The following is a 12,311-nucleotide window of genomic DNA, read 5'->3' on the forward strand; positions in this document are numbered from 1 at the left end:
AACGTCTCTAAGGCTTAACGTCATTCACCGAAGCCGCGATCGCCGCCGCTGGCATCAGTTCATCCAAAATCTGAAAGCGAATGTGGTTGATCGCTAAATGTCGCACCGACAGCTTCTCGGGTTTATCATCGGCATTGAGTCGGCTGAAGGGAATGCCCTTGCCCAGTTCTGTGTGATACCAGGCGAGGCCCATGAAATAGCGCTGCGGATAAGGCCCCCGTTCAATCACATCATCCACGTTGGATTCCATGGGCAGCCAGCCCACCCCCGGCACATAAAACTCCAGCCACACATGGTTAAAGTCGGGTTCTAACGGCAGGTGGCGATATTCGGGATGCGCCGGACATTTGTAACGGCCAATAGTGCGACAGGCAATGCCACTGAGCCGCGCCAGCGCCAACAACACCCCCACGTATTCCCCACAGGAGGCGACCCCCCGAGCGAGGGCCACATCGGGGGTGTCGATTTTGGGTTGAATGCCGTAGGAAAGGCAATCGTACACATAGTTCCGAATCCGCAACATCTTGCGCAAGACGTTCGTTTCCCGACCGGCCCCGTTCCGCGCTGCCTGCTGAATGATGGGAGTCTCCATCGAGAGTTCGTCATCATCAATTAGATACCGCTGAAAACCTGCCGGGAGGGACAAGTTGGCATCAATATCTTCAGGGGTGAGGAAATATTTCAAGCTATACATCTCGACGATCGCCCGCCACCCGACGAGGCCACCCTGAAAGGGCTGCAACTGGTCAAACCGAAAGACCGCGACCGGCTGACCATCCTGTTCCTCGATGGTAAAAGGATGGCCAATCGGTTCCACCTGCCGCACCCGCTGGCGCTGAGTATTGGCGGGTAGCGCGATGCGCCATTCCACATTGTTGAGGCTCACAGCATCCAGCTGAGACAACTCCTCGACATAGGAAATCTCGATAAGGAAACCGTTGGACAGGGTGTAACGCTCATCGGAATTAACGTAGAGATGCAGGGGATGAATGAAGGTGCGATCGCGAAACGCCAATTCCAAGGGCGACTCGCTGTTGGGGTTATCGCGCAAATAGGGTTCTTCGTCGGCATAGACGACATAGCAAGTAGGCTCACCGTCGCCGTCTGGAGCGTAGAACGTAATGCCCGTAGGGGAGGTGAAGGGCGTTAGAGCGCTCAGTTGAATTGCCCCGGTTCTGGGATTCAGGCAATAGACGGTTTGCTCATCACGATCGCAGACCCAGAGCCCTGATTCATTTACCGTCAGGGTTTCGGCCCCGATCCCCGGCTGCGGAAACTTGCCCAGCTTCGCCCCACTGCTGCGTTCGAATAGATGGATATAGCCCGACTTTTGAGAGCTGACGTAGACGGTGGCATCCCAAACGGCCACCCCATCAGCAGGATAGGGCAACCGCGCAAAAAAGGTTGGTTTCAACGTGTCGCGATCGCACCAAAAAACGGACTCATCCTGCGTGAACCAAAACGTATCGTCGGCGAGGGACAAGCCCCCCACGCCCATCCAGTCCTTATCTTCGAGCTGATAAGGATTCAAGATGACGGTGTTGTTAGTTTGCGGATCAATGGCGACCAGATAGCCGCGCACCGTATCAATGGAGTACAGGCGATCGCCATCGGTAGCCAGTCCTGACAGAGCATAGACCCCGATCGGGCGAATTGTAGACGGTCGCGCAGTTGCGCCGGGAAACCCCTGCTCAGATTTAGACATAAACGAAACCAACTCCCGACTGCCGTTAGGATCTTTAACAACGGATCACGGCACTCATTATAGGGATTCCTGCCCGCTTTACATCGTCCGTTCAGCCATGACATCTGCTCACGATGACAATTGGTTGCCCGCGCCCAAATGAGACAGCTTTTGCGATCGCCCTCGCCTGAATCCGCTATGCTGACAGCCATGCCAATTCTACGGAGATCACGATTTTGGGGTCTGAGGTCATGAATTCAGCCGTTGCCCCCTTACCCACGCCGGGGCGAGCGTGGCACGGGCAAGCCACCCTCACGTTTGAACGCCGGGGCGAGCGCACGGTGCCGCAAGCGCAAACCCAAGCGCCGCTGAAGGTGCAGCGACCGTTTTATCCCGAGGGACCGAGCCTTTGTCAGTCAGTGTTACTGCACACGGCTGGGGGCATGGTGGGGGGCGATCGCCTCAGCTATGATCTACACCTCAAAGCTAACGCTCACGCTCTGGTCACCACGGCAGCAGCGGCGAAAATTTACCGTGATCATCCCCAACCCGCCCAGGTCAACGGCACCGTTCGCGTTGAACCGGGAGCCTGGTTGGAATGGTTGCCCCAGGAAGCGATCGTGTTTGAAGGCGCGCAATACCATCAAAACTGGCGGGTTGACCTGGCGGCCCAGGCCCATTGGCTCGGGTGGGATGTGCTCCGGTTGGGGCGCACGGCACGGGGCGAACGGTTTTGCCAAGGCGAGGTGCGATCGCGGTTTGAAGTGTGGCACGATGGCCAGCTGATTTGGCTGGATCCGCAACGACTCGTCGGCAGCAAAACGCTGTGGCAAAGCCCCCATGGGTTAAACGGCTGCCCCGTCATTGGCACGCTGGTGTGGGTTGGCGCTGTTCCCACGGACGAGGTGATCACAGCGGTTCGCGCCATCTGGGAGCAGCAGCCCAATCCCCAGGGCGAAGCTGGCGTGACCGCCCTACAGCGAGGTTTACTCTGTCGCTATCGCGGCGCATCGACTAGCGCCGCCCGCCGCTGGTTTATACAAGTTTGGCAATTGCTGCGGCCCCACTATAGCGACACTGCGGCGACCATTCCCCGCGTCTGGCAACGTTAACTCAACGGCAAACCAGTCGTTAGACCGGCTTGGCGGAATTGCCCCGACAGCTAAAGTGCAGATATAGATAGCCGCCTTTATTGCCTTGGGGTTGGTCAGCCGCCAACTGACAGATCGAGGGAGTTGCCATGATGAGCGGATCGGCCGGATCGATTTCGGAGCGGATTACCCACAGATCCGTCGGGTCGGTGAACTGACTGACTAGATTAGCAAAGCTCTCAGTCACAGGACGCGCCACACCATAGCCTTGCTTAATGGCAAAAAAGATGGGTTGGGATGACCAGCCACTGGCCGCATGGCCAGGGTGAAAGTTGCGCTCGATCTCCCATCCGAGGCTGAGAAACTTGGCCCCAATAACGGTAGGCTCGGCGAAAATTTTCTCCGTGGAAGCGATCGCAATCGGCTGGGAAGAATGCGCCTGCATGAAGGGGATGAAGCGATCCGGGGCGTAGTATTTGGGAAAAGCAAAATTATTCACCACCATCAGCGCACTCAGCAGTCCGGCCACCCAAACCCCCAGCACAAATTGCCGCCCACTGAGGCGACGCTGGCTAAACGGTAAAGCTACACTCAGGGCTTCGGCGGGCGATCGCCCCGGCCAGTAAGTGGCAAAAATGCCCCCGGCCAAAATCATGAGCGCCGGGTAGTAGGTAAACATGTACCGCAATCCGCGCGTAATATCAGACCCCTGACCGTAGCAAATTAGCGCAAACAGCCCCAGCATCGCCAACCCAAAGCCTCCCATAATCACCAGTCCGATATGGCCTTCGGGATGACGATTGAGCAGCCGTGCTCCCCGCATCATCGCTGGGACAAATATCACGATGAACCCCAAGGTCAGCACGATGGAAACCGCGATAAACGCCATCTGCCCAGGACTTTGGGCAAAAAAGTTGGCGGGCGTGACAAAACTCGTCACCATCGCCGCAAAACTCTGGGCGATCGGGTTGATGAACTTCATGAGCGAAGCGTCTTCTTCTTTCAGGAAGGTGGTTTGGGGACTACCGTAGAAATTGATCAACACGGGCAACCAAAGCAAAATGCTGACCGTCGTCATCAGCGCCACCCCATAGATTCGTCGCCAGCGGCGATGCCACAGCACCGCGCCCCCCTCACGACGCCACTGCTGATAAGCGATCGCCACCAGCACCATACCCTCCGCCGTAAAGCTCAACGCCGAAAAGTAGTGATTGGCAAACCCCAAGGCATTGATGAAAATCCACCCGCAGCACAACCGCCAACTCGGCGCATTGCCCGCCAAGATTGAACGGGCGGCGATCGCAAAGCATCCTAGCGACAGACTGATCAGGGTGATGGCTAAGCCATAATGTCGGGCCTCCTGCGACAAAAATAGGCTGAACGGCGACACCGCCATAAACGCCGCGCTCAACACCCCCGCCCATTTTGATCGAAAGGTATGCTGGCTGGCCCAGTAAATCACGGGAATGGCCGCCGCTCCCCAAAGCGCGGAAAAGAGTCGAGCGATCGGCAGCGAAGCCGTCACGCCAGCGGTTGAAAACAGATCCATCCACAGGTGAGCCAGCATGAAATACAGTGGCGGATGGTTATTTTCTTGCAACAGGAACCGAGCGGCATCAAGCGGCGTCGCGCCCGCCTGAGCCCGAATCGGTTGCAGCAGCGCGTCCAGATCCACCAGCTGATCCACCGGCAACGACAAGCTGCTGTTCCCCAAGCTAAAAATGACGGTGCTCACCTCATCCATCCAAACCGTCTTGAGGTCGAGGTTGCTCACCCGGAGCAGCAACCCTAACAGAAACAACGCCAGCACCCAAACCCAAGTCGACTGAGTCGATTGAGATGCCTTAATCCGGCTCTTTTCTGGTGGACGCAACACTGGATTCAAGCCGCTGACCTCACCTACAGAGATAACTCAATCGTTAATCATAGTATCTGTATCGGTGGCCAATACTGATCCAGAGCGCTGCCCTTCTCTTCCAGCGTTCACGGCAATGGATGGGTGCCGAAGATTCGCGATCGCGACGGTCAGATTCAATCAGATGTGAGTAGTCAGGAGGCATCAACGCGATGCGAGAGCGATCGCACAGAGTGAGGGATCGGCATCAGTGGAGATTGCTGCGAAATCACCGCCCGGCGAGGGAAATCAGTCCCTACGGATAAAAACTTTGCTTAGGTAACCCCATCTGTTGATCTAGACCGTGCATCAGGTTGAAACACTGAACGGCCTGTCCGGCCTGACCTTTCATCAAATTATCAATCGCGGACATGACAATGACTCGTCCCGTGCGGGCATCGACCTCAATCCCGAGATAACAGCGATTAGTGCCCCAAGCCCACTTGGTTTGCGGATAAACCCCCGTGGGCAACACTGTAATCCAGGGCGATCGCCGATAAAACGTACTGTAAATCGTGTGCAAATCTTCGCGCACCAGACCCGGATCACGGAGATTGGCATACACCGTTGATAAAATGCCGCGCACCATGGGCACTAAGTGTGGCGTAAATTGCACCATCACCTCTCGACCCGCCAAACGAGAACAAATTTGTTCGATTTCTGGGGTATGGCGATGTTTGGTCACGCCATAGGCCGCCAATGAGTTATCGGCTTCAGCCAACAACAGATGTTCTTTCGCTTGGCGACCACCGCCAGAGGTGCCTGATTTCGCGTCAATGATTAGGCTATCCGGTTGGGCTAACCCTTGCTTCAGCAGCGGGGCGATCGCCAACAAACTAGCGGTAGGGTAACACCCCGGACACCCCACCAAGCGAGTCTCCGCCAGGCCCTCACCAAACAGCTCGGGCAAGCCATACACCGCCTGTTGGTTCGTGCCCGCGTCAGAGCGATCGCTGCCATACCAGGTCTGATAGATCTCTAAGCTGGCAAATCGGTAATCCGCCGACAAGTCCAACACCTTGCAGCCCCGCTCCAACAGCTGCGGCGCTAGCTCACAAGCAAGACCATTGGGCAGCGACAGGAACACCACATCACAGCGGTTCACAATCACATCAACACTAACGGTCTCGACCGTCAGCGGTACCGCCAAATGGGGATAAATCTCGACATATTCACGCCCGGCGCTGCTGTTGCCCCCGAGATACGTAATGTCAGCATGAGGATGCTCACTCAGCAACCGCACCAATTGCACGCCGCCATAGCCCGAAGCGCCGACAATCCCGACCCGAAGTTGTTTAGACTCGCCCATAGTTTTCGCATCTAGCCAATGTCAAAAATTCACCCTATTGGGGAACAAGCATAACGGTAAATAAGCTTGCTGTTATCTGATTAATTTGTGACAGAACTTTATCGTAATTGAGTGATTAAGGTCACCAGGGTCATCCTGAACATAACCACATCCGCTGCCCTTCAGCCGTTGCCGCACTTTGACATAAATTTGAGAGTCCAGTCTAGAGAGCGCAAATGTTGTCAATGCATCAATGCTTGAGGACATACCGAATCGCCGGCGATCGCGACTCGTGACACAAAACTGGGACTCACTTGCGGCAATAGCACTCCTACAGATCTCCATCAAGCCAACGACAGTCCGCAACCTTATGAGCTCTGGAAGATGGATGCATCACCGGAAATGGCTCGATTGGGTAATCCTCCTCAAAGCAAAGCGACCATTCAATCGGCCTATCCTGCTATGACGAGCTACAAATCTAGCGGGCCAAGGAATCTTCTGAATGTCTCTACCAATCAACATTTTTCCTAAGACGGCCACGGGTTACTGCTACGACCATCCCAGCAATTGTCCGCCCCTGCTGCCATAAGTATCCTCAGTGGTTGACATCAAATGCCCAGACAAGGAAAAGTGCCCCTAACCTCACACCTATTGCACTTAACATACGGAGACCTAAATGGTAAAAATAGCTTCATGAAAGCACCCTCTTACCCGTCGGAAACACGTAGGCAGCCCCAGGCGCTACCTACGTGTTTCAAAAGCACTGAAACGCCTGTAGATCGCCTTGTAAAGCTGACAGTCCCTATGCCAAGCCGCTTTAGCCCATGGCTTACACAAAATCCGGAAATTTGAAATTTCCCGTAACATCCCTGTGTTTGTTTAGGGTATATCAAGGCTTAAATAGTAAATGAGACGTATGTAAAGTGCTTAGCCCTAAGTCGCACATACGGCTCAGGTGTTAAGTCTACGCACAATCTCTGTTACGCTTCTTGCCCCTTGTTGACGTACAGAAAACTACCATCACAACAATCAGTCAGGTGCATAAGCCATGAAATCTTTACTCATTCAACTACTTGTCCTACCTCGCGGTTTACTCTGCTTAGGTCTTCTCTGTAGCGCTAGCTTGGTGCTTTTGAGCATCCCCACTGAGACCTTGGCCGATGGGGGCGGCGATGAGTTTCCGGGGCAGCGTCGTGGAGGCGGCACCCATGTCACGATACAAGCAACGGACGTTCGTTAATCTATCTACAACTAACTTCCAAAATTTTCGTAGGTAAGGCCAACTTAATTAGTTGCTTCTGATTGGGTTTCTCACCGTAGGATTACGAATTATTTTCGTTGCCTAAAGGTTGGGGAAAAAGTGCTGAACATTAAGCCACAGTCTGCGTCTAACCGGAGTAGTGCCGCTAGGGTGAGTATATAGAGATCAATGCCTTTGAACTCTTATTTACCAAGGCAATCCATTCAGCAGTGTGGCTCACATGGTGCGATCGCCCTTACCGCTAACCCAAACAGTTAAACCCATAATTAGCCGATTGACACAGTCGTTGCCATTTAGCGGGCGTTCAATTTTGATTGCGACCTTGTTGGCGACGACTTTAATCACTGGAGCTAAATCCTTAGGGGGACTACAGCGATTCGAGCTCTTCATTTATGATTCGCTGGTTAGGCTCAAACGAGACGAAGGACAAGATCCCCGTTTGATCGTCGTCGGCATTAAAGAAACTGATATCCAGAAATATGGGCATCCCCTCTCTGACGGTGAAGTTGCCGAAGTTTTGCAGATTATCCAGAGACACAACCCCAAAGTGGTTGGTTTAGACATCTATCGCAAAACAGAGCATCCGCCAGGGTTATCTGACTTAAAGACACAACTCTCAGCTAGTAATCTCATTGCCATCACCAATGTCGGTACCGACCCCAGTATCGGCGAAGTGCCGCCGCCCGATAGCGTGCCCTGGGAGCGAGTGGGCTTCAATGATTTCAGTATCGATCCCGACGGGGTCGTACGACGTGGACTCCTGTTTGTGAGCGCGCCGGATCGTCCCTTCTACTCCTTTGCTTTGCGTTCCGTACTGGCCTACCTGCCCCAAAATGAAACGCTCTTTGAATACGACGAGGATGCACTTCACATCAACGGTCAGCAGATTCCCCGCTTGGATGCGAAATCAGGGGGATACCAAAACGCCGACGACCGGGGATACCAAACTCTCATGCGCTTTCGAGCGCGAACGGAGGTAGCAGAAGTCATTTCCATCGAAGATGTCATGCAGGGAAATTTTGAGCCCGCACAGTTCGACGGCAAGATCGTATTAATTGGGTCTGTAGCCCCGAGTCTCAAGGACGAGTTTTTCACACCCTACAGCGCTAGCCGAGACGATCAGTTCAAGATGGCTGGGGTGGTTGTACATGCACAGATTATCAGTCAACTGTTAGATATTGCCGAGGGACGAGCCGCTCAATATGCCTTTTTGCCGCCAGCTGGAGAACTGCTGTGGCTATTTGCCTGGGCTGGTTTAGCCAGTTTTCTGACCTGGAAAATTCGGCGTCCTGAAATTTTATTATTGGCTGGTATTGCTCTCCCAGTAGCACTGTTCGGGATTGGATGGGTCGCACTATCAGAATTTGTATGGCTGCCTATCTTTGAACCGCTGCTGGGCATTTTGGGTGCAGGAACATTAGTGATTGTACAAAAGTCAATTTACCGTACAACCTACGATAGTCTGACCGATTTACCGGGACGAGAAGTCTTTTTACTGCAAATTCAACGAGCCCTTAATAGCCAGAAAAATAACCCTGTAATTGTAGCATTTCTGGATGTTGATCGCTTTCAAATCATCAACAAAAGCTTGGGGCATTTTGCGGGCGATCGCGTCCTTATAGAAATTGCCAAACGCTTACGTAACATGTTGGGTGAGTATGGGCAAGTGGCCCGCGTTGGTGGAGATGAGTTTGCGATTTTATTCCATAATATCAGTCAAGTCGAGGTCAAAACATTCTTGGATGATATGCGTGGCAAACTGTCGAGTCCAATGATGTTAGGGAAGCATCGCCTATCGATTTCGGCCAGTGTGGGGTTGGCGATCGCTCAGGCTAACTATGGGCAAACCCCAGAAGAACTTTTGCGGGATGCTCACACTGCAATGTATCGAGCCAAAGCACTGAAAGAGGCACAGTTTCAGGTTTTTTCAAACGATATGCGAGAGGAAGCGGTCGCCCGCTTGGACCTAGAAAGTGATCTGATTAAGGCTTTAGAAGACAAGGAATTTTCTCTCTTTTATCAGCCAATTATCCACCTCAAAACAGGCAAGATTTCTGGCTTTGAAGCCCTTATTCGCTGGAACCAAGAAGAGCGGGGATTGATTTCACCCAACGATTTTATTCCTGTAGTGGAAGAAACTGGGATGATTATTCCTTTAGGGGCGTGGATCATTAAAACTGCATGTCAACAGATTCAACTTTGGCATGAACAGTTCCCAGAACTCTCCCTCAAGATGAACGTGAATCTATCACGAAGACAGTTTGATCAATTAGATTTAGTACCACAAATAAAAACCATCTTGCAACAGCTCAATTTACCCGGTCATTATCTACAACTAGAGATTACCGAAAGTATGATTATGCGTGATGTGGAGGCTGCGCATAATTTAATGATGGAGCTGAAAGCATTAGGCATGCAGTTGGCAATTGACGATTTTGGGACCGGTTATTCATCGCTGAGTTATTTGCACCGATTTCCTACCGATACGCTCAAAATTGATCGCTCATTTGTCAGCAGCATGGAAAACAGCGCTGAAGATCATGACATTGTTGAAACCATCATTAGTTTGGGACAAAAGCTCAGTATGAAGTTGGTTGCTGAAGGCATTGATAGCCCAGAACAACTCAGACTGCTAAAAATTGCTGGCTGTCATTACGGTCAGGGATACTTTTTCTCACGCCCTTTATCTGCTGAACAGGCGACTCATTTTATTGAGCAAAGTCTGGGCGCAACCGCTCCATTTGAAAGTGCCTCTATGGGGGTAGAGCCCTAATGATCAAAATGATTGCGGCGCTTGAGGTAGGAAAGCCCGGTAAAATTATGTTGCTTGTAACTTTACTGTAAACAGCAATAAATGACAGATAATACCCATCAACAATTTATGGCAGCGGCGATCGCCCTTTCGAAACAGGCCATTCGTGAAGGTCGGGGGGGGCCTTATGGGGCCGTAGTCGTAAAAGATGGCGCGATCGTGGGGCGGGGAATGAACGAAGTGACTTCGGTCAATGATCCGACGGCCCATGCTGAAATGACAGCGATTCGGCAGGCTTGTGAACAGTTAGGCAGTTGGAATCTGGCTGGTTGTGAACTGTACACCAGCTGTGAGCCCTGTCCAATGTGCCTGGGGGCGATTTACTGGGCGCGAGTGGACAAAATTTATTACGGCAATACTAAGGAAATCGCTGCCAGGTTTGGCTTTAACAGCCAGTACTTTTACGACGAGGTCGCTAAAGCCCGCGAAGACCGCCAAATTGCCATGGTGCTGTTGATGCCAGAAGACGCCATCACGGCATTTGAAGAATGGGAGCAGCAAAGAGATCGGCAGTCATATTAACTGGCCGACAATTGAAATGATCGACCATCTGTTGTTGACTCACAGCTCGTGCCCATGGGTATCGCCGGGCTGCGGTGGCTGGTTAGTGGTCACTCTGAGTGGACTCTGAAATGTCTTCCGAAATGTCTTTTGAGGGTGGTGAGTTGAGGCTGTTTTGATGCCGACGTTCACGCATGTGCTGGGCTTTGACTTTTAAGTCTTTGAAAAAGTCAGTTTCAACAATTTCTTTGACTTCGCGGCTCTTACGAGATTCGTCAATTTCAATTTTGAGGGCTTGGAGTTGGCGCTTGAGATTTTGCTCACGGTTGTAAACCTCTTGAGCCATTTTTTCGAACACTCGCGCCAGTTTTCCGAGTTCATCACGCCGATCAATTGTTTTATTGAGACTAACCTTGCTGAAGGTGCCGGACTCGATCGCTTCAGCGGCGTCACTAATGTTGATAATGGGGCGAGTGATGGCGCGATCGCTCAACCAGACAGCAGCAATTGCCCCCACGCCCAAAAATACAGTAATGACAATGAGCAAGCGATTACGACTGCGGTTAATGCGAGTGAGAAAGACCGATTCCGGGGTGATGGTGCCGACGACCCAATCGAGTTGCCCTAAGGGTTGAACCGCAATGTAGTATCGTTGCCTGGTGGTGGAATCGTAAAAAGTCAGTTCTTGCAGCCCCGTTAATTGATCGAATTCAATGTTGTTGGTACGAAAGGCCTGGTGGGCGACCTGCAATAAAGGGTCTTCTACTTGGGCCAGGGGCATTAACTCTGCATCAGCATTGGTACCCTCGCCGACAAATGTTTCAGACAAGGCACGAGGATTACTAGAGGCAATCACAAACCCCTGAGGATCGGTAATAAAAATTGCGCCTTCATCATCATTTTTGAGTTCGTCAAGGTACTGAGAAATTTGCTGAAGTTCAAACGAAATACTGATGACGCCACGAATTGGGGCCTCTTCTGACTCACGATAGGTGGTTGCTGCATCTAATCCGACCGCGTTGTCTGTCTTAAAGACATACAGATCGGTCCAGACATTTTCACCAGGGCTCTCAAAAGCATCTCGATAAAACGGGCGAATGGGAGCGTAATAGAACTCGCTGCCTGTGGTTTCTTCCAAAATTTGCCAGTCTTTATCAGCCTGAAATTTATAGGTTCTGACTGTTTTTGCCGCTGTTGTAAAGTCTCCTGGGAGTTGTTGGGTTTGCAAATATTGTTCAGCAATTTGGGCTCGTTCGGCTTGTTGTGCTGCCAGTGCTGAGCCGGGTTCGGAAAGGGCACCAAGGGTGTCATCCCACTGTCGTTTGATCAGGTCATATAGTCCATCGGGACGTCTTTTGACCCCTAAGTAATCACCGTTTTCAAAGGCAAATTGAACCCAGGTGAAATTTTCATTCGCTTTCAATAAGTTTAGATAAAATCGTCCCTGAGTTTCGGGTTCATCTAGCTGAATCAGACCTTCATCTAAGCTACTGGTGATCAACTGTTGTGAAGACAGAATGTTTTCAAATAAATTATCCACTTCATTTTCAGTGCTGCCCATCACCTCGCTGTTGATTTGGCTCACCATGTCATTGACGTTTTGGCGGGAGGTGTAGGCCCAGGGAAAGTGGACGATCGCCGCGATCGCACTGACCGTCAGCAACATGACCCCGGTAATTTTGGTCTTGAGACTCAAACTGCGGGGAATTGCGACAGATTTAGGGGTCACTTTGGCGTGGTTAGACTCAGGGGAGGAACTCATACGGAACCTGTGGAGGAA

The 12,311-nt window shown here is 51.9% G+C and carries 8 protein-coding genes; 4 read left to right on the forward strand and 4 right to left on the reverse strand.

Annotated features, from left to right (window positions below; all coding sequences use genetic code 11):
• Positions 1-7 precede the first annotated feature (7 nt).
• Entirely contained in the window at positions 8-1,705 is a 1,698-nt protein-coding gene (locus tag JUK32_RS03555) for a transglutaminase domain-containing protein (protein ID WP_204137472.1), read from the reverse strand.
• Between the two features lie 230 nt (positions 1,706-1,935).
• Between JUK32_RS03555 and JUK32_RS03560 the strand changes: the two genes are divergently transcribed.
• Positions 1,936-2,796 (forward strand): urease accessory protein UreD, encoded by an 861-nt coding sequence (locus JUK32_RS03560; protein WP_204137473.1) that lies wholly within the window; start codon positions 1,936-1,938, stop codon positions 2,794-2,796.
• Positions 2,797-2,815: 19 nt separating this feature from the next.
• On the opposite strand, the gene JUK32_RS03565 is transcribed toward JUK32_RS03560, so the two are convergent.
• Positions 2,816-4,660 carry a glycosyltransferase family 39 protein gene (locus JUK32_RS03565; RefSeq protein WP_204137474.1) on the reverse strand — a complete coding sequence of 615 codons (1,845 nt, stop codon included), beginning with the start codon at positions 4,658-4,660 and terminating at the stop codon, positions 2,816-2,818.
• Between the two features lie 265 nt (positions 4,661-4,925).
• A complete protein-coding gene (gene argC, locus JUK32_RS03570; RefSeq protein ID WP_204137475.1) occupies positions 4,926-5,978 on the reverse strand; it encodes an N-acetyl-gamma-glutamyl-phosphate reductase in 1,053 nt (350 codons plus the stop codon).
• A gap of 1,027 nt (positions 5,979-7,005) precedes the next feature.
• Between argC and JUK32_RS03575 the strand changes: the two genes are divergently transcribed.
• The 3 genes from JUK32_RS03575 (at position 7,006) to JUK32_RS03585 (ending at position 10,552) form a co-directional block, all read left to right on the forward strand.
• The gene (locus JUK32_RS03575; RefSeq protein WP_204137476.1) at positions 7,006-7,197 is read left to right on the forward strand and encodes a hypothetical protein; all 192 of its coding nucleotides are present in this window, start codon (positions 7,006-7,008) and stop codon (positions 7,195-7,197) included.
• 331 nt (positions 7,198-7,528) lie between these two features.
• Complete coding sequence (locus JUK32_RS03580) at positions 7,529-9,991, forward strand: bifunctional diguanylate cyclase/phosphodiesterase (protein ID WP_204137477.1); 2,463 nt, start codon at positions 7,529-7,531, stop codon at positions 9,989-9,991.
• An 81-nt stretch (positions 9,992-10,072) separates the two neighbouring features.
• A complete protein-coding gene (locus JUK32_RS03585) occupies positions 10,073-10,552 on the forward strand; it encodes a nucleoside deaminase (protein WP_204137478.1) in 480 nt (159 codons plus the stop codon).
• An 82-nt stretch (positions 10,553-10,634) separates the two neighbouring features.
• On the opposite strand, the gene JUK32_RS03590 is transcribed toward JUK32_RS03585, so the two are convergent.
• Positions 10,635-12,293, reverse strand: a complete 1,659-nt coding sequence (locus tag JUK32_RS03590; protein ID WP_204137479.1) for a HAMP domain-containing protein — start codon at positions 12,291-12,293, stop codon at positions 10,635-10,637.
• Positions 12,294-12,311 lie beyond the last annotated feature (18 nt).

The sequence above is a fragment of the Halomicronema sp. CCY15110 genome (assembly GCF_016888165.1).
In the GTDB taxonomy this organism is placed as follows: Bacteria; Cyanobacteriota; Cyanobacteriia; order Phormidesmidales; family Phormidesmidaceae; genus Halomicronema.

Excerpts from the sequence above, each read along its gene's own strand:
- argC (WP_204137475.1), bottom strand. The coding sequence starts at position 5,978 with ATGGGCGAGTCTAAACAACTTCGGGTCGGGATTGTCGGCGCTTCGGGC.
- JUK32_RS03590 (WP_204137479.1), bottom strand. The coding sequence starts at position 12,293 with ATGAGTTCCTCCCCTGAGTCTAACCACGCCAAAGTGACCCCTAAATCT.
- JUK32_RS03555 (WP_204137472.1), bottom strand. The coding sequence starts at position 1,705 with ATGTCTAAATCTGAGCAGGGGTTTCCCGGCGCAACTGCGCGACCGTCT.
- JUK32_RS03575 (WP_204137476.1), top strand. The coding sequence starts at position 7,006 with ATGAAATCTTTACTCATTCAACTACTTGTCCTACCTCGCGGTTTACTC.
- JUK32_RS03585 (WP_204137478.1), top strand. The coding sequence starts at position 10,073 with ATGACAGATAATACCCATCAACAATTTATGGCAGCGGCGATCGCCCTT.
- JUK32_RS03560 (WP_204137473.1), top strand. The coding sequence starts at position 1,936 with ATGAATTCAGCCGTTGCCCCCTTACCCACGCCGGGGCGAGCGTGGCAC.